The organism is Streptomyces bottropensis ATCC 25435, from assembly GCF_000383595.1.
In the GTDB taxonomy this organism is placed as follows: domain Bacteria; phylum Actinomycetota; class Actinomycetes; order Streptomycetales; family Streptomycetaceae; genus Streptomyces; species Streptomyces bottropensis.
Genome location: NZ_KB911581.1, coordinates 815,225 through 832,232 on the forward strand (window position 1 = coordinate 815,225; position 17,008 = coordinate 832,232).

At 71.2% G+C, this 17,008-nt stretch carries 18 protein-coding genes; 9 read left to right on the plus strand and 9 right to left on the minus strand.

Annotated elements, in window-relative coordinates:
- Positions 1–37: 37 nt before the first annotated feature.
- The 3 genes from STRBO_RS0103610 to STRBO_RS0103620 all read right to left on the minus strand — a co-directional run bounded on the left by STRBO_RS0103610 (position 38) and on the right by STRBO_RS0103620 (position 3,556).
- Complete coding sequence (locus tag STRBO_RS0103610; protein WP_005476515.1) at positions 38–1,408, minus strand: DUF2637 domain-containing protein; 1,371 nt, start codon at positions 1,406–1,408, stop codon at positions 38–40.
- A gap of 160 nt (positions 1,409–1,568) precedes the next feature.
- Positions 1,569–2,504, minus strand: coding sequence for a hypothetical protein (locus STRBO_RS0103615; protein WP_005476514.1), 936 nt, complete (start codon positions 2,502–2,504; stop codon positions 1,569–1,571).
- 173 nt (positions 2,505–2,677) lie between these two features.
- The gene (locus STRBO_RS0103620) at positions 2,678–3,556 is read right to left on the minus strand and encodes a hypothetical protein (protein WP_005476513.1); all 879 of its coding nucleotides are present in this window, start codon (positions 3,554–3,556) and stop codon (positions 2,678–2,680) included.
- 205 nt (positions 3,557–3,761) lie between these two features.
- On the opposite strand from STRBO_RS0103620, the gene STRBO_RS0103625 reads away from it, so the two are divergent.
- The gene (locus STRBO_RS0103625; RefSeq protein ID WP_020113800.1) at positions 3,762–4,955 is read left to right on the plus strand and encodes an RtcB family protein; all 1,194 of its coding nucleotides are present in this window, start codon (positions 3,762–3,764) and stop codon (positions 4,953–4,955) included.
- Positions 4,956–4,997: 42 nt separating this feature from the next.
- Here STRBO_RS0103625 and STRBO_RS0103630 read toward each other — a convergent pair whose 3' ends face one another.
- Positions 4,998–5,834 (minus strand): LAGLIDADG family homing endonuclease, encoded by an 837-nt coding sequence (locus tag STRBO_RS0103630; protein ID WP_020113801.1) that lies wholly within the window; start codon positions 5,832–5,834, stop codon positions 4,998–5,000.
- A gap of 211 nt (positions 5,835–6,045) precedes the next feature.
- On the opposite strand from STRBO_RS0103630, the gene STRBO_RS0103635 reads away from it, so the two are divergent.
- Positions 6,046–6,381 carry a YnfA family protein gene (locus STRBO_RS0103635; protein ID WP_005476508.1) on the plus strand — a complete coding sequence of 112 codons (336 nt, stop codon included), beginning with the start codon at positions 6,046–6,048 and terminating at the stop codon, positions 6,379–6,381.
- 16 nt (positions 6,382–6,397) lie between these two features.
- Here the strand turns inward: STRBO_RS0103635 and STRBO_RS0103640 are convergent, their stop codons facing one another.
- Complete coding sequence (locus tag STRBO_RS0103640; RefSeq protein ID WP_005476507.1) at positions 6,398–6,841, minus strand: ester cyclase; 444 nt, start codon at positions 6,839–6,841, stop codon at positions 6,398–6,400.
- A gap of 142 nt (positions 6,842–6,983) precedes the next feature.
- Here STRBO_RS0103640 and STRBO_RS0103645 point away from each other — a divergent pair, with 142 nt between their 5' ends.
- The gene (locus tag STRBO_RS0103645) at positions 6,984–7,760 is read left to right on the plus strand and encodes an SDR family NAD(P)-dependent oxidoreductase (RefSeq protein WP_005476506.1); all 777 of its coding nucleotides are present in this window, start codon (positions 6,984–6,986) and stop codon (positions 7,758–7,760) included.
- Positions 7,760–7,951, plus strand: a complete 192-nt coding sequence (locus tag STRBO_RS0103650; protein WP_005476505.1) for a hypothetical protein — start codon at positions 7,760–7,762, stop codon at positions 7,949–7,951. Before STRBO_RS0103645 ends, STRBO_RS0103650 begins: the two co-directional genes overlap by 1 nt.
- 26 nt (positions 7,952–7,977) lie before the next feature.
- Here STRBO_RS0103650 and STRBO_RS0103655 read toward each other — a convergent pair whose 3' ends face one another.
- On the minus strand, positions 7,978–8,793 hold the full coding sequence (locus STRBO_RS0103655) for a helix-turn-helix transcriptional regulator (RefSeq protein WP_005476504.1): 816 nt from the start codon (positions 8,791–8,793) through the stop codon (positions 7,978–7,980).
- A 142-nt stretch (positions 8,794–8,935) separates the two neighbouring features.
- Here STRBO_RS0103655 and STRBO_RS0103660 point away from each other — a divergent pair, with 142 nt between their 5' ends.
- Both STRBO_RS0103660 and STRBO_RS0103665 read left to right on the plus strand, forming a co-directional pair.
- Complete coding sequence (locus tag STRBO_RS0103660; RefSeq protein ID WP_028796447.1) at positions 8,936–10,078, plus strand: LLM class flavin-dependent oxidoreductase; 1,143 nt, start codon at positions 8,936–8,938, stop codon at positions 10,076–10,078.
- Positions 10,075–10,674: a CE1759 family FMN reductase gene (locus STRBO_RS0103665; RefSeq protein ID WP_005476502.1), complete on the plus strand. Its 600-nt coding sequence runs from the start codon at positions 10,075–10,077 to the stop codon at positions 10,672–10,674. Before STRBO_RS0103660 ends, STRBO_RS0103665 begins: the two co-directional genes overlap by 4 nt.
- 26 nt (positions 10,675–10,700) lie before the next feature.
- Here STRBO_RS0103665 and STRBO_RS0103670 read toward each other — a convergent pair whose 3' ends face one another.
- Positions 10,701–12,005 (minus strand): glycosyltransferase family 4 protein, encoded by a 1,305-nt coding sequence (locus STRBO_RS0103670; protein ID WP_005476501.1) that lies wholly within the window; start codon positions 12,003–12,005, stop codon positions 10,701–10,703.
- Between the two features lie 291 nt (positions 12,006–12,296).
- On the opposite strand from STRBO_RS0103670, the gene STRBO_RS0103680 reads away from it, so the two are divergent.
- A complete protein-coding gene (locus tag STRBO_RS0103680; RefSeq protein ID WP_005476498.1) occupies positions 12,297–13,034 on the plus strand; it encodes a response regulator transcription factor in 738 nt (245 codons plus the stop codon).
- A 12-nt stretch (positions 13,035–13,046) separates the two neighbouring features.
- On the plus strand, positions 13,047–14,636 hold the full coding sequence (locus tag STRBO_RS0103685) for a sensor histidine kinase (protein ID WP_005476495.1): 1,590 nt from the start codon (positions 13,047–13,049) through the stop codon (positions 14,634–14,636).
- A 51-nt stretch (positions 14,637–14,687) separates the two neighbouring features.
- On the opposite strand, the gene STRBO_RS0103690 is transcribed toward STRBO_RS0103685, so the two are convergent.
- On the minus strand, positions 14,688–15,200 hold the full coding sequence (locus STRBO_RS0103690) for a hypothetical protein (RefSeq protein WP_005476493.1): 513 nt from the start codon (positions 15,198–15,200) through the stop codon (positions 14,688–14,690).
- Between the two features lie 134 nt (positions 15,201–15,334).
- Positions 15,335–16,084, minus strand: a complete 750-nt coding sequence (locus STRBO_RS0103695; RefSeq protein WP_005476490.1) for a transglutaminase domain-containing protein — start codon at positions 16,082–16,084, stop codon at positions 15,335–15,337.
- A 427-nt stretch (positions 16,085–16,511) separates the two neighbouring features.
- On the opposite strand from STRBO_RS0103695, the gene STRBO_RS0103700 reads away from it, so the two are divergent.
- Positions 16,512–17,006, plus strand: coding sequence for an ATP-binding protein (locus STRBO_RS0103700; RefSeq protein ID WP_005476489.1), 495 nt, complete (start codon positions 16,512–16,514; stop codon positions 17,004–17,006).
- Positions 17,007–17,008: the final 2 nt, after the last annotated feature.

A 17,008-nucleotide genomic window follows, 5' to 3' on the forward strand; every position in this document is an offset into this window, starting at 1 on the left:
TCCAGAACGTCGTCGTGATCCCGGCACCCCAGCCGGACTACGCGATGTGGTCCTCTTCCAGCTCCGCCGTGTGGCGGTTGGTGAAACGGTTCACCATGCGCTTGGACTCCTCGGCGGGAAGGGTGACGCCGAACTCGGCCTCCACGTTGTCGATCAACTCGCGCGGCGTCGGATAGCTGCCGTTGATCGACTTCTTGAAGACCTGGTAGTACGACTCCTCGTCCGGCGCGGCCGGCTCCGGAGGGCCGCCGCCTTCGCCCAGCTCACGGGTGCGGCCGGGGCCGGCCGGGATGGGGAAGCTGCCGGTTTCCTCCGGGGAGGGTTCCGGGGCGGCCTGCTGGTCGGGGTCGCGGAGGTCGGGTGCCTCGAACCGCTGCTGCCGGTAGCGGGGGTCACGGGGGTCCGGCTCGAACTGCTGGTACGCCGGGTACTGCTGGTACTGGTCCGGGGCCTGCTCCTCGTACCACTCCTCGTACTGTTCCTCGGGGTCGTACGAGGGGTCGTAGCCACCCTGGTAGGGGACCTCCTGGGGGTGGCGGGCGTGGAGCCAGGGGCTCTCGTCGACCGGGGGTTCCTGCTCGGCGCGCGCCGGTGCGTGCTGCTCGGCGTGCTGCGGATGCTGCTCGGCGAGGGCGCTCTCCAGCTGGGGGCGCTGTTCGCCGGGAGGCGCCGCCGCGGTCGCACGGGCCGTGCCGGGACGGACGTCCGCGGCCGGGGCGATCTCCGCCGGCGGCAGCACCGCGGGCTCTATGCCCGCCGCCGCCAGACCCGCCGGGGCCGTTTCCGCCAGGGGGACGCCGTAACGCGCGAGGCGCAGCGGCATCAGGGACTCCACCGGGGCCTTGCGGCGCCAGGCCCGGCCGAAGCGGGAGCGGAGGCGGGCCTGGTAGACGAGACGTTCCTGCTCCAGCTTGATGACCTGCTCGTAGGAGCGCAGCTCCCACAGCTTCATGCGCCGCCACAGCAGGAACGTGGGCACGGGGGAGAGGATCCACCGGGTGAGGCGGACGCCCTCCATGTGTTTGTCGGCGGTGATGTCGGCGATCCGGCCGACCGCGTGCCGGGCCGCCTCGACCGAGACGACGAACAGGATCGGGATCACCGAGTGCATGCCCACGCCCAGCGGGTCCGGCCAGGCCGCCGCGCCGTTGAACGCGATCGTCGCCGCCGTCAGCAGCCACGCCGTCTGGCGGAGCAGGGGGAAGGGGATGCGGATCCAGGTCAGCAGAAGGTCCAGGGCCAGCAGGACGCAGATACCCGCGTCGATGCCGATCGGGAAGACATAGCTGAAGTTCCCGAAGCCCTTCTGGAGGGCCAGCTCGCGCACCGCCGCGTAGGAACCCGCGAAGCCGATCCCGGCGATGATGACGGCGCCGAACACGACCACGCCGATGAGAACGCGGTGCATTCGAGTCAGCTGCATTGGCGCGGCCACCCGTACTCCCCTCCCCTTGCGTGTTGTTGCGCGCAACAGAGTGGCACATGCGTACGTCGGACGGATTGCCGGAGGCTGCGCAGCCCGGCCCCCACGGGGACCGGGCTCCGGTGAAACCGCAGGTGGAACGCGGCTACGACTTGGTCTTCCGGGTGCCGGAGGTGGACGAACCCGAGTCCGAATCGGAATCCGAGCCACCGCCCGAGTCGGAACTCACGTCCGCGCCCGAACCGCCGGACGACGACGACTTCGTCGCGCCCTTCGAGGGAGTCTTGGAGGGGTCCTTCGAGGGCGTCTTCGAAGCACTCTTCGACGGGGACGCCGACGGGTCCGTGCCGTCGTTCGCGTCCTCGATCGCCTCCACGGCCTCCTCGGCGGCGGACTTCGCGGACTTCAGCAGCGCGGCCGGGTCAGGGGTCTTGTCGCCGGCCAGACCGGCGCCGTTGTAGTCGAGCGTGATGACCACGTTCGCGGTGCGCACCACGATCGTCTGCTGCTTGAAGGTGTCGCCGTCCTTCTTCAGGTCGTACTTGACCACCGTCGCCTGGTCGCCCGTGCCCGTCAGCGGCTCCGTCTTGACGTTCTTCGCCCCGTCCACGGCCTTCGCCGCGGTCACCTTCGACTCGAACGCCTTGGCCGCGCGGTCCTCACCGGGGCCGTTCGCCTCGTCCGAGGCCAGCAGGTGCAGCGACACGCTCAGCCAGCGGTACTGGGAGCCGTCCACGCCGTTGTTGTCGAGGCTGATCCAGCGGCAGTCGCCGGTCACGTTCGCCTCGGCCTTGTTGATGGCCTTCCCGGACTTCACGCCCTTCGGCACCACCGACTTCAGCGTCTTGTCGGAGAACACCTCGCACGCGTCCGGCAGCGAGGCGTACTTGCCCGCAACCACCTCGGGCGTGGCACTCTGCGTCGCCGACCGGTCCAGCCCCGCCGGGGTGTCGTCACCGGAGGCGCTGTCGGAGCCGGAGTCCGACGAACAGCCGACCGCCAGCATCATCACCGGCACGACCGCCGCGCCGACGAGAACCCGGGCCCGGCCCGGACGCCCGAGGTGTCCGACGCGCGTCATCCGCGGCGAACGCGCGACGCGCGGCGACTGATGCTGATCTGACTCTGCGGCTCGTTGCATGGTTCCTTCACAATCGGATCGGGTCTCCGAGAGGCCACCGTACGCGGTGAAGAAGAAGTGCGGTTCTGAATCAGGGGGTTCACAACGACGCCCGAATCACCCCCGAGCGCCCCTCAGTCGTCGAACGCGGCGGCCAGCCGGTCCGCCAGATTCCGGGCCCTGTCCTGCATTTCCTCACTGTCCGGCACCACCGTCGTGGTCGCCGGCTGCTCCTCGTACTCCACGGTCACGATCACGTTGGACGTGCGGAAGACCACAGTCACCGTCCGCTGCTTGCTCGTCCCGAGCGCGTCGTCGAGGAACGCCTCGTCGCCCAGACCGTCGAGCGTGCGGGGCAGGAGGGAGGCGGGGGTGCCGGACGGGGACGGGGAGGAGGAGCCGGTGGACGTGGAGGAGCCGGACGGGGAGGCCGTGCGCGACGCGGTGGCGGAGGGGTTCGCCGACGGCTCGGCGGCGTCCGCTCCCGAGTCCGCGGGCTCGCCGGACTCCTCGTCCGTCCCCTGGTCCGTCTCCTCGGTCTCCTCCTCGGAGCCGCTCGGTGTCGGCTCCGGGAGGTCGGCCGCCTCGACCTTGCCGCCGTAGACCTCCTGCGCCGTGCTGTCGTCGCTGACGGCGTTGTCCCAGGACACGACGCGTTCGAAGTCGACGAACAGATAGTGGGTGGCGTCCGGGGACTCCACCTTCCAGCGGCAGCCGGCCGTGCGGTCCGTGTCGTACGTCTGTGTGGCCTCGCCCTCGTACGCCTGCTCGCGCCGGGTCGTCCCGGGGAGCTGCTGTATGCCGGGGAGGAGGGTGTCGAGGGTGCCGGTGTCGACCGAGCCGCAGGGTTCGGGGAGCGTGGCGTAGCGGCCTGGCTGGGCGACGGTCGCCGACGCGGTGACCTCGCCCGGGCGGGGGTCGTCGTCCGAACCGCCGTCGTCCGAACCCGTGCACGCGGCCAGCAGTGCCGCGAGGAGCACGGCGACGCCGGGTACGTACGCCTTCCGCTGCACGGTGGGGCTCCTCTCGACGGGGTCCCTCGGGACGCCTGCGCTGTCCTGCCAGTGGTTATTCACTTGCCGCCCGGGGGTGACCCCCGGGCACCATGTGTATCGCACGCACTGCCGTGGACGCCGGTCCGGCATCCCTTTTCGCCGCCCTTGGCGCCGGTTTTGCGTTCTGAGACTTTCATCTGTTCTTCGGGGGAATGAGGGCGTTTTGTCGTACGTCGAGATACCGGGCGCGAAGGTACCCATCCGTATGTGGACCGACCCCGCGTCGGTCGAGGAGGGGGCGCTCCAGCAGCTCCGCAACGTCGCCACCCTCCCCTGGATCAAGGGCCTCGCCGTCATGCCGGACGTGCACTACGGCAAGGGCGCGACGGTCGGGTCCGTCATCGCGATGCGGGGGGCCGTGTGTCCCGCGGCGGTCGGTGTCGACATCGGCTGCGGAATGTCCGCCGTGAAGACCTCCCTGACGGCCAATGACCTCCCCGGCGACCTCTCCCGGCTGCGCTCGAAGATCGAGCAGGCGATCCCGGTGGGGCGGGGGATGCATGACGACCCCGTCGATCCGGGACAGCTCCACGGCTTCGCGACCGGCGGGTGGGACGGCTTCTGGGAGCGGTTCGACGGGGTGGCGGACGCGGTCAAGTTCCGGCGGGATCGCGCGGAGAAGCAGATGGGGACGCTCGGATCCGGCAATCACATGGTCGAATTGTGCCTTGATGGGGCGAATTCTGTGTGGCTCATGCTGCATTCCGGGTCCCGCAACATTGGCAAGGAGTTGGCGGACTTCCATATCGGTGTGGCTCAGAATCTTCCGCACAACCAGGGTCTCGTCGACCGTGACCTGGCGGTCTTCGTATCGGACACTCCGCAGATGGCCGCATACAGGAGCGATTTGTACTGGGCCCAGGAATACGCCAAGTACAACCGCGCGATCATGATGCGGCTTCTGGAAGGGGTTGTTGGCAAGGAGTTCAAGAAGGCGAAGCCGACCTTCGACGCGGAGATCTCCTGCCACCACAACTATGTGGCGGAGGAGCGCTACGAGGGCATGGACCTGCTGGTCACCCGCAAGGGGGCGATACGCGCGGGTTCGGGCGAGTTCGGGATCATTCCCGGCTCCATGGGCACCAGCTCCTACATCGTGAAGGGTCTCGGTAACCAGAAGGCGTTCAACTCGGCTTCACATGGGGCCGGTCGGCGTATGAGCCGGAACGCGGCGAAGCGACGCTTCACGGTCAGGGATCTGGAAGAGCAGACGCGAGGAGTCGAGTGCCGTAAGGATTCCGGAGTGCTCGACGAAATTCCGGGTGCCTACAAGAACATCGATCAGGTGATGGAGCAGCAGCGCGACCTCGTCGAGGTCGTCGCCAAGCTGAAGCAGTTCGTCTGCGTGAAGGGCTGAGCTGTGGGGAGGGCACGAGCTGCCTGCTCGGGCCCGGACTCTTCACTGCTCGTTCGAGGGCATCGGTACGCGGCCGGTGCGCAGGCGCCATAGCCGCATGCTGCAGCTCTGGCCGGGGCGGCCGAGCTCCTCGGCTGCGGATGCCACGTCGTCGGCTTCCAGCAATGCCCGGTCCTCCCATTCCTTCCACCTGCGCCGGTCGGGAGCGATTTTCATGTCTGCCGGTCGAAGCCATGCGGCGAGCGAGGTTGCGGCTGCCTGTTTACGGGACAGAGAGAGGCAGTCCTCGTAGTAGAGGTGTGCCGCCAGCTCCTTGGCGTCTTCCTTCGTGTACAGGACGTTGTAGATGTCGTCTCGTGCATTGCGCTTGAGCGTGCGGTCGGCGCCTGTGAGTTGCTTGACGTAGAAGCACAGGTAGGCAGCGATGGCCGTACTCGCTGTGGCAAGCGAGACGAAGGGAAAGCCCTGGCCGGTGCAGCCTACCGAGCCATCGGCGTCGATGACCCCCCGGAGGTAGTCACGACGTGAGAAGTCGACGCGTGGTGGTGCGATCCCCTTCGACTTGCGGCCGTAGGGCAGGCCGAGCTCGCTCAGTTTCCTTCGGGCTTCCAGGGAGTACAAGCTCCACGTGGCGGAGTGGTGGGTCTCGGCGAAGTTGGTCGACCGGGCGCGCTCGGTGATGTTGCTGTAATACGGCGTCAGATTGCGGAAGTTCCGCAGGATGTCGATGTCACGCGCGTTGATCTCGACGGTCAACTTGCCCTTCTGCCCCGCTCCTTGCTGCAGATGCCCGTCCATCTGCAAGAACCCGAACATGTACGCGTATTCAGGGACCGTAAGGTCCATGAACGTGTGGGCGCTAGGCTCGCGGTCAGCCACAGGGAAGCTCCACTTCCATGTCGGTCAGGCCCTCGGTCCGGGTGGCACCCCGGCCGAGGGCCGTCGTGTCGGTGTTGTGGCGCGAGCCTAGGTAGACAGTTCGAGCGGCGCGTGGGTAATCGAGATGATTCACCCGTGTGAGGTATGTGCTGTTCGAGGGCCGATGGTGCACGGCGGTGGGAACCGCGGAGCCGCGTGCGAGGCTGGGGGCATGGTCATCGCCCGCTCCGCCGCGCTCTTCGTGCTCGCCGCGTTGTTCGAGATCGGTGGGGCCTGGCTGGTGTGGCAGGGAGTGCGGGAGCATCGCGGGTGGGTGTGGATCGGGGCGGGGGTCGTCGCGCTGGGGGCGTACGGGTTCGTGGCGACGTTCCAGCCGGACGCGCACTTCGGACGGATCCTCGCCGCGTACGGCGGGATCTTCGTGGCCGGGTCGATCGCCTGGGGGATGGTCGCCGACGGCTACCGGCCCGATCGCTGGGACGTGTCGGGCGCGTTGATCTGCCTCGCGGGCATGGCGGTGATCATGTACGCGCCGCGGGGCGGGTGACGGCCGACGGCCGCCGCTACGACGGCTGGGCCGGGTCCTCCGGCAGCAGGCCGAGCTGGTTCAGGAAGTCCAGCTGGTCGAAGTAGAGCCGGTAGCTGGTGATCCGGCCGTCCCGGACGGTGGCGAAGTCCACGCCGCGCATCCTGATGTCCCGCTGGGTCGCGGGGAGGGTCGTCCCGTCGGGGAACGCCAGCGGGCCGCTGTTCCTGCCGCTGTAGACGCCCTCGTCGATGGCGGTGTCGCCGACCTCGAACGAGGCGAGCGACTCGTAGGTGGCACCGGGTACGGCGTCCGTCATCTGGCGCCAGTACTCGGCGATCTCGTCCCGCCCGTGGATCTCTCCGGCGTCGGGGGTGTGGGCGACCGCGTCCTCCGCGAAGAGGTTCGCGATGGTCTTCGGGTCCTGGTGTGTGGTGAGCGCCTCGGTGAGCTGGTCCATCAGCTCGCGCGCCTGTCCCATGATCCACCTCCTGTGCAGGGGATCACCCCTGTCATTGTCCCACCGCACGCCTATCCTGGCTTCGCAGAACGCCGTTCGACTCGCACACCCGCGCACGCACTGTTCACACGCGCGTACGCTCGCCCACGCTCAGGAGCAGCTCATGGCCACCGCCGCCCCGTCCGCCGCCTCCCGCATCGCCGTCGTCACCGGTGCGAGCGGCGGGATCGGCGCCGCCACGGCCCGGCAGCTCGCCGCCGCGGGGTACCGCGTGGTGCTGAGCGCGCGCCGCAAGGACCGTATCGAGGCGCTGGCCGAGGAGATCAACGACGGGGGCGGGCAGGCCACCGCGTACCCCCTGGACGTCACGGACCGCGCGGCGGTCGACGAGTTCGCGACCGCGTTCAAGAAGATCGGTGTGCTGGTCAACAACGCGGGCGGCGCGCTCGGCGCCGATCCGGTGGCGACCGGCGACCCGGCCCACTGGCGCACGATGTACGAGACGAACGTCATCGGCACGCTGAACCTCACCCAGGCCCTGCTGCCCGCGCTGACCGCGAGCGGTGACGGCACGGTGGTCGTGGTGTCGTCGACGGCCGGGCACGGGACCTACGAGGGCGGCGGGGGCTATGTCGCCGCCAAGCACGGCGCGCACGTCCTCGCCGAGACGCTGCGGCTGGAGATCGTCGGCACACCGGTCCGGGTCATCGAGGTCGCGCCCGGCATGGTGAAGACGGACGAGTTCGCCCTGACCCGCTTCGGCGGCGACGCGCAGAAGGCGGCGAGCGTCTACGCCGGCGTCGCGGAGCCCCTGACCGCCGACGACGTCGCCGACACGATCACCTGGGCGGTCACCCGGCCCAGCCACGTCAACGTCGACCTCCTCGTCCTGCGCCCGCGCGCCCAGGCCTCCAACACCAAGGTCCACCGGGAGCTGTGATGGCGCCGGATGAGGGCAGGGCGCCGAAGGACGGTCCGGCGCCGGGGGCCGCCGACCAGGCGGCCGAGCGGCGCCGGCTCGCCGAGGAGAAGAGGAACGAGCGGTACGTGTGGTGGTACCTCGCGTACTTCCTCTTCGGCATCCACATCGTGGCCTTCGTGATGATCTACGCGGTCATGCACGCGAAATAGCCGCCGCCCGGGAAGTCCGCCGTCGGTCAGGCCGAGGACATCGCGTCCGCGTACGCCGTCGGGGGCACCCCCACCGTGGCCGTGAAGTCGCGGACGAGGTGGGCCTGGTCGGCGTACCCGAGGTCGGCGGCGAGGACGGCCCAGTCGACGGCCCGGTCGGTCTCGGCGCGTTCCAGGGCCTCGTGGATGCGGTAGCGCAGGATGACCCACTTGGGGCCGACGCCCACGTAGGCGGAGAACAGGCGCTGCAGGAGCCGTACGGACAGGCCCTCGGCGCGGGCGAAGTCGGTGACGCGGCGGATGGTGCGGTCGGTGCGGATGCGGGTGACCAGGGCCATGGCGAGGTCCGCCTGGGGGTCGGGCTCCGGGGCGAGCCCGGTCAGGAACGCGTCGAGGGCGGCGACGCGGGTGTCCTCGTCCTCGGGGGTGAGGATCGCGGCCGGGGCGACGGCGGTGTCGGGGAAGGCCTCGGGCTGTCGTACGCGGCGGCCGGTCCAGTGGGTCGCGGGGTGGGCCGGGGTGAAGGGGCGGAAGCCGCCGGGGCGGAACTGGATGCCGCAGACCCGGCCCCTGCCCTGCAGTTTCTGGGTGAAGAGGCCGAGGCCGACGCCGGAGATCTCGGCGAAGGGCTCCTGTTCCTCGTAGCGCTGGAAGACGACGTTGACCGAGGGGTGCGGGACGACCTGGGAGACGTACGGCTCGGGCAGGTCCCAGTCGATCAGCCAGTAGTGCTCCAGATACGGGCGCAGCGGCTCGGCGGGTTCGCGGCGGCGGAAGCGGACCCGGGCGAAAAGCTCCGGGGCGTCGACGATGCCTCGGGTGTCACGGCGTGGGGCGGCCATGAGGAGATCGTAGGGACGACCACTGACAGTGCTCCGGCGCGTGCTCCTCCTCCGGAGGAACGCTCCGGAGGAATAGTGGAGAGGGGGCCCTCGTTCACGGGTATAGTTGAATCGTAAACAACCTGGGAGGGTGGCAGCGATGATGCAGTTCGGGATCTTCAGTGTCGGAGACGTGACTCCGGACCCCACCACGGGCCGGACGCCGACCGAGCGCGAGCGCATCAAGGCGATGGTCGCGATCGCGCTCAAGGCGGAGGAGGTCGGGCTCGACGTCTTCGCCACCGGCGAGCACCACAACCCGCCCTTCGTGCCCTCGTCGCCCACGACCATGCTCGGCTACATCGCCGCGCGCACGGAGAAGCTGGTCCTCTCCACCTCCACCACCCTCATCACCACCAACGACCCGGTGAAGATCGCCGAGGACTTCGCGATGCTCCAGCACCTGGCCGACGGCCGGGTGGACCTGATGATGGGGCGCGGCAACACCGGGCCCGTCTACCCCTGGTTCGGGCAGGACATCCGGCAGGGCATCAACCTCGCCGTGGAGAACTACGCGCTGCTGCGCCGCCTGTGGCGCGAGGACGTCGTCAACTGGGAGGGCAAGTTCCGCTCGCCGCTCCAGGGCTTCACCTCCACCCCCCGCCCGATGGACGACGTACCGCCGTTCGTCTGGCACGGCTCCATCCGCTCGCCCGAGATCGCCGAGCAGGCCGCGTTCTACGGTGACGGCTTCTTCCACAACAACATCTTCTGGCCGGCCGACCACACCAAGCGGATGGTCGAGCTGTACCGGCAGCGGTTCGCGCACTACGGGCACGGCACGCCCGAGCAGGCGATCGTGGGACTCGGCGGGCAGGTGTTCATGCGCAGGAACTCGCAGGACGCGGTGCGGGAGTTCCGGCCGTACTTCGACGTCGCGCCGGTGTACGGCAACGGGCCCTCCCTGGAGGACTTCACCGACCAGACCCCGCTCACCGTCGGCTCGCCGCAGCAGGTGATCGAGAAGACGCTGGCCTTCCGGGAGTACGCCGGTGACTACCAGCGGCAGCTGTTCCTCCTCGACCACGCGGGGCTGCCCCTGAAGACCGTGCTGGAGCAGCTCGACCTGCTCGGCGAGGAGGTCGTGCCGGTGCTGCGCGCGGAGTTCGCGAAGGGGCGGCCGGCTCAGGTGCCGGACGCGCCGACGCACGGGTCGCTGCTGGCCGCGGCGGAGAAGGGCGCGGGGACGCGGAACGCGGGCACGAAGGACGCGAAGGGCGTCGAGAAGAAGGAGAGCGTGGCATGAAGCTGGTCGTCGTCTCGGCGGGGCTGAGCGTGCCGTCGTCCACGCGGTTGCTGGGGGACCGGCTGGCCGCGGCGGTCGCCGGGCACGACGCCTCGGTGGAGGTCCAGGTCGTCGAACTGCGCGACCTGGCCGTGGAGATCGCGCACCACCTCACCAACGGGTTCCCCGGCCGAAAGCTCGCCGCCGCGCTCGACGCGGTGGCGGGGGCCGACGGGCTGGTCGTGGTGACACCGGTGTTCTCCGCCTCGTACAGCGGGTTGTTCAAGTCGTTCTTCGACGTGCTCGACCGCGACGCGCTGGCGGGCAAGCCGGTGCTGATCGCCGCCACCGGGGGATCGGCCCGGCACTCGCTGGTGCTGGAGCACGCGATGCGGCCGTTGTTCGCGTACCTGCGGGCCGTGGTCGTGCCCACGGGGGTGTACGCCGCCTCCGAGGACTGGGGTGCGCAGGGGCTGGCCGGGCGGATCGAGCGGGCGGCCGCGGAGCTGAGCCGGTTGATGGGCGGGCTGTCCCGGGAGGCGGCCGCCACGCCGGCCGAGCCCGAGGAGTTCGTCGTCGTCCCCTTCGCCGAACAGCTGGCGGCGCTGCGGGGCTGAGCCTCGCCGTCGGGGCGGTGCGGGCCTCAGGCCACGGGTTGTTCGTGGTTGCCCGCACCCGCGCGGCGGAGCCGGGGCTGCGACAGTCCCGCGGCCCTGAGGAACGCCGGCCTCGCCCTCTCCCAGGAACGCAGCCGGTACCCCAGCCAGGCCCGTACCCGCGTCACCTCCCGCTCCCAGGCGCGGTGGACCCGCGTCGCGCGCAGCTCGGCGAACAGGCGCTCGTACTCGGCGACGATCGGGGCCGGGTCGTAGCGGTGGGCGCTCGCGAGGGCGGCGCGGCCCATGGCGCGGCGCAGGTCCGGGTCGGCGATGAGGTCGAGAATGGCCTCGGCGAGGGCGTGGGGGTCGTCGACGGGGACGAGGCGGCCGTCGGTGCCGTCGGTGATGATCTCGGCGGGGCCGAGCGGGCAGTCGGTGCTGACGACGGGTACGCCGCAGCGCATGGCCTCGACGAGGGTCATGCCGAAGGACTCGGCGTCCGAGGCGCTGACGACGACGGAGGCGCGCGCGAACTCCTCCTCGATCGGCGTGTGCGGGCCCATCAGATGGGCCCGGTCGGTGAGGCGGAGGTCCTCGATCAGGGCCTCCAGCCGGTCCTTCTGCTTGCCGCCGCCGTAGATGCGCAGCTGCCAGTCCGGTTCCTTCGCGGCGACCTTCGCGAACGCCTCCAGCAGGAGGTCGAAGCGTTTGCCGCGGGCCAGGCGGCCGGCGGCCGCGATGACGGGGGCCGTGACGTCGGACGGGGCGACCGAGGCCGGCGGGACGATGTTGGGCACCGGCATCACCCGTACGCCCGGCAGATTCATCCGTGCGCGGTACACCGCCGCGTCCGCCGCCGTGGTCGTGACGACCGCGTCCAGGGTGCGGTAGTGGCGGGCGAGGACCCTGCGGAGCTGCTTGCCGTGGGCGTCGTGGCGCAGGTGCTCCTGGCCGATGCGCAGGGCGCGGCGCGGCGCGAAGCGGGAGACGTAGACGTTGATGCCGGGGCGGGTGCCGATGACGACGTCCGCGCCGCAGCGGGCCAGATAGGCGCGGACCCGCAGGTCGGTGAGCCGGCTGTACTGGCGGTGCCGCTTGTCCTGCGTCGGGAAGTCCACGGCGGGCTGCACCTGGGCGGGATCGCGCAGGTCGGGGCTGTACGGGCGGATGTCCACCAGGGGGACGAGCGTGACCCTGGGGTCGACCGTGAAACGCGGTTCGTCCAGGTGACGGGCCATCGAGGCGATCTCCACGTCGTGGTGGTCCGCGAGCGCCGACGCCAGGTTCAACGTCGTACGGACGGTGCCGCCGATGGCGTACGCGTTGTGCAGCAGGAACACGATCTTCATGCGGCGGCTCAAGGCCCTGCCTTCCGACGGTGTGGGGGGTGCGGTGATGCAGTTGTGCGAAGACGGCATGGTTGTCCGGTGGTGCGGCTTCTGATGGTGGTTCGGCTGGTTCGGACCCTTTGTACTCCATCTGTTCGCTCCGGTCGGGTTCCCTTGCGGGCGGGTGTCACACGGACACGCTGCTCCGGAGGGGTAAGCCGGGCGCGCGGTCGGGGTGAGAGGCCGGTAAGAAGGGCCGTCCGGGGCCCCCGGCGAGGTGGTGGGCGCCGGTGACCTTGGCAGACTGGTGGGGTGCCCCAGAACGTGCTGCTCGCCGAGGACGACCGCGCCATCCGCCATGCCCTGGAACGCGCGCTGACCCTGGAGGGGTACGAGGTCACGGCGGTCGCCGACGGCGTCGAGGCGCTCGCCCAGGCCCACCGCACCCAGCCCGACGTGCTCGTGCTGGACGTGATGATGCCCGGCATAGACGGGCTCCAGGTGTGCCGTGTGCTGCGCGCGGAGGGTGACCGGACTCCGATCCTGATGCTGACCGCGCTCGTGGAGACCGCCGACCGGATCGCCGGGCTCGACGCCGGCGCGGACGACTACGTCGTCAAACCGTTCGACGTGGAAGAGGTGTTCGCGCGGTTGCGCGCACTCCTGCGCAGGACGGGCAACGACGGCTTCGCCCGCCCCCTCCCGCCACCGGCGGGCGCGGTGGCCGGGGCGGCGGCCCCGGACGGCGGCGGGCTGCTCACGGCCGCCGGGCTGCGGATGGACGTCCAGGCGCGGCGGGCCTGGCGCGGGACACGCGAACTGGAGCTGACCCGCACCGAGTTCGACCTCCTGGAACTGCTCGTCCGCAACGCGGGCATCGTCCTCGACCACGCGACGATCTACGACCGCATCTGGGGCTACGACTTCGGCCCCGGCTCCAAGAACCTCGCCGTCTACGTCGGTTATCTGCGCCGCAAGCTCGACGAGCCCGGGGCGCCGGCGCTGATCCACACCGTGCGGGGTGTGGGGTACGCGCTGCGGGAAGACTGAGGGCGGCGCCCGGTGCCGCCGCGTCCCGTCCGGGGGCTGTCCCGGCTGCTCGCCCGGCTGCGGCCGGTCCCCTCGCTGCGGGCGACCTTCACCGTGTCGTTCGTGGCGGTGGCGTGTGTGGTCACCGTCCTCGTCGGGATCCTCAGCTACAGCGCGGCGGCGCGGCTGGTGCGGGTCGACGAGCAGACCGTGTTCGCCGAGGTCGTGCGTGATCTGCGGGAGCTGGTCGAGCAGGACCGGCTGACCCCGCAGGACTTCGCGCCGAGCGGCAGCGGCGGCCCGCGCGACGACCTGATCCGTTCCGGCCGCACCGACGTGCAGGTGCTCGGCCCGCACGGCGAGATCCTGGAGAAGGGCGCCCCCGGCCTGCCCGTACGCGACGCGGACCGCCGTACGGCCGACACGGCCCTGCCCGGGGTGATGGTCGAGCACGGTGAGGTCGAGGTCGGCGACGACCGCTACCGGGTGGTGACCGTCGCCCTCGGCGGCGGCCGGGGCGCCGTGCAGGTCGCGCAGGAGTTCAGCGACACGGAGGATCTGCTGCGGGAGCTGCAGCAGCGGACCCTGCTGTTCGTGTCCGGCATCGTCATCTCCGCCGGGCTGTTCGGATGGTGGCTGGCGCGACGGCAGACCCGGCGGCTCGTGCAGTTGGCGGGGGCGGCGGAGGACGTGGCGCGGACCGGGCGGCTGGGCATCCAGGTGCCGGTCGCGGGCCGGGACGAGGTGGGGCGGCTCGGACGTTCCTTCGACCGCATGCTGGTCCGCCTCGCCCAGTCGGAGGAGGACCAGCGGCGGCTGGTCCAGGATGCCGGGCACGAACTGCGCACCCCGCTGACGTCCTTGCGGACGAACATCTCGCTGCTGCGGCGCATCGACGAGCTGCCGCCCCGGATGCGTGCGGAACTCGTCGACGACCTCTCCCAGGAGGCCCTCGAACTGACCGACCTGGTCAACGAGTTGGTCGACCTCGCGGCCGGGCAGTCCAGCACCGAGCCCGTGCAGCGGGTCGACCTGGCCGACCTGGCGGAGGACGTCGCGGGGACCGCCCGCCGCCGCACCGGCCGCGAGGTCCTCGTCCGCGTGGCCGGTGACACGACCGTCGAGGGGCGGCCCGGGGCCCTCCAGCGGGCCATCTCCAACCTGGTGGAGAACGCGGCGAAGTTCGACCGCGCGGGGTCCGGGGCGATCGTGGTGGTCGTGGCGCGGGGGTCGGCGGGAGAACTGGGGGAGCTGGGCGGGCTGGAGGAGTGGGGGGAGCCGGGGGTGAGGGGCCAGGGGGGTCCGGGCGGCCTGGGAGATCCGGGTGGCGCGTGGGAATCGGGTGGCTTGCGCTCAGCGGGTGGGGCGCGTGAGGAGGGTGCCGGTTCGGATGTCGTTCGCGTCGAGGTCCTCGACCGGGGTCCCGGTGTCCCCGACTGCGACCTCGAACGCATCTTCGACCGCTTCTACCGCGCCCCGGACGCCCGCAGCCTGCCCGGGTCCGGGCTCGGGCTGTCGATCGTGCGCGCGGTGGCGGCCGCGCACGGCGGCGCGCCGTTCGCGTTCCGGCGGGAGGGCGGGGGGCTGGTGACCGGGTTCACGGTGCGGGACGCCGGCGGCTGACCGGGGCCGGCCGCTCGGTCCGTCGGCACCGTCCGGCCCGGCCCGGTCCGGTCAGGCGTAGGTCCAGCGCCAGGCGTTCGAGCGGTAGGCGCACGTGATCTCGGTGCCGTCCTCGGTGGTGGTGACGGCCCCGTGGTCGCTGTTGCGGCAGAACTGCCCCGCCGAATAGCAGTTGCCGGAGTTGGAGACGATCGAACAGGTGCCGACGGAGTCCTGGCCGCCGGTGTCGTCACTGCCACCGCCGGGGTCGCTGCCGCTGTCGGCCGCCTTCGCGACGGCGGTCTCGGTGACGGTGACGGTGGGGCGCGGCTTCGCCTTGGCCTTGACGGTCTCGGTGACGGTGGGGCCGGGCTCGGGTGTGGCCGTCACGGTCGCCGTGACGGTCGTACGGGGCTTGGTGGCGGCCTGCACGCCCTCCTGTCCGTCGCCCCCGGCTGACCCGATGAGCGTGCCCGCTATGAGCAGGGCGGAGCCGCCGATCCACACGAGGACCCGCTTGTGCAGCGGGCGGGTGCCGGGCGGGCGGGGCGCCGACGGTGTGGGGCCGGTGTACGGGTTGGTCATCTCGTCCCCCTGGGCGTTTCGGGTGGAGTGACCGTAGTGCCCGGTGGCGCCGGATGTGGGGGAGCGGGGGAGAGGAGGCCGTTTTGTGACCGGCGTGGGCGCGGTGCCACGACCCGGGAGGCCGGGGTGCCGCGTCAGGCGGTGGGCCGGGTCGCGCCCGCGCTCCAGCGGCCGAGCACCGGCTCGCCGAGCGTGCGGGCCGTCCGGCACAGGGTCTGGCCGTGGCGCGCGAAGAGTTCGTCGCGGTCGTCGAAGTGGCCGAGGTCGGCGACCACCCGGGCGGAGAGGTCGCAGGCGCCGGGGGCCGTGCCGCAGGAGTCCCACCGGACGCCCGTTCGGGCGATCGCGTCGAACAGGGTCTCGCCGCCCCGGTTGGCGAAGCCGTCGCCGCCCGGGGCGGGGGCGTCGAAGAGGTCGCCGATCGGGAGCCACGCGCCGCTGATCCTGAACTCCGGCCAGGCCAGCAGGACCTGCTCCGGCACGAACGGCTTCAGCCGCGGGAACCTCGGATACCAGAAGGTCCCGTCCACCAGCAGCCCGCGCACCCGCGTCCGTACGCGTACGGCCCGGGCGACGGCCTCCAGCGCGGCCATCCGCTGACTGCACGAGCCGCGCCGCAGCCGCAGCGTCCGCGACACGCGCCGGCGGTCCTCCACCGAGTACACCGGGCGGACGTCCCGCGCGATGATCCGGTGCGCGGTCCGCAGCGCGTCACGCGGTGTCGCCTCGCTCAGCACCCGGCGCGCGAGGGCCCCCACCAGTGGATCGTCGTGGTCCAGGATCGCCGTGGCCCGCGTGGACCCCGCCACGCTCGCCGGCTCCCGGGCGGGCACCCCGGCCCGTTTGCCCTGCGCGTTGTACGACATGAGCAGTCGACTGGTCATGACAGTTCCGTCCCCGTGCCCGTTTCCGCCCCCGCGAGGAGCGCCGCCCGTCCCCTACGGGCGCCCGGCGCCCATCATCACACGACCACCGGGCGGGGCCGCGGGCCACTCCGGAGGGGGCGGGGCGGTGGCCGGGGGCCGCGGTCGCCGGGGGGTCCCGGCGGTGCGCTTTCGTAGTACTTCCACCGACCCCATTGCGGCGGCGTGAACACGCCGACTACGGTCGTCCCTGTGCTCACGGAGAGTGTGCACCTGATTACTCAGACACATCCCGCCTGCACCGAGCCCTGTACTCGAATCTCCCATACTCCATCCCCTGCGTACCGCCAGTTGAAAGCGCGCCCCGGGCCGTCGACACCCGAGGAGGAGCCACCGACGCGGTAGGGACCCGAGCAATCCCTTCTCGTCGCAACGGAGTTGATCGCCCATGACCGAAACCGCCCCTGATGTCGCCGATCCGATCCCGGACACCGCCCCCTGGCTCTCGCCCGCGGCGACGACCTACACCCTCTCCTGTCCCTCCCTCGACACCTCGCCCCACATCGCCCGCGACTTCGTCGCCACCGTCCTGCGCGCCCTCGGCCTCGACACCCTCGTCGACGCCGCCGCCCTGTGCACGTCCGAGCTGGTCACGAACGCCTGTGTGCACGCCAAGGGCGGAGGGTCGGTGCTCCGGCTGACGGTCGAGTCCTGGCGCGTCCGGGTCATCGTCTACGACGGCGACGAGAACCCGCCCGTCATGCGGGAGTTGACCCAGGGCGGCTGGGAGGAGGGCGGCCGCGGTCTCTACCTGGTCGACGCCCTCACGGACGGCCACTGGGGAACGTCCGCCACCGTCCCCCAGGGCGACGGCCTCGTCCGACCCGACGGCAAGGCGGTGTGGTTCGACCTGGCGGCGCCGGGCGGGTCCGTGCTGGGGTGATC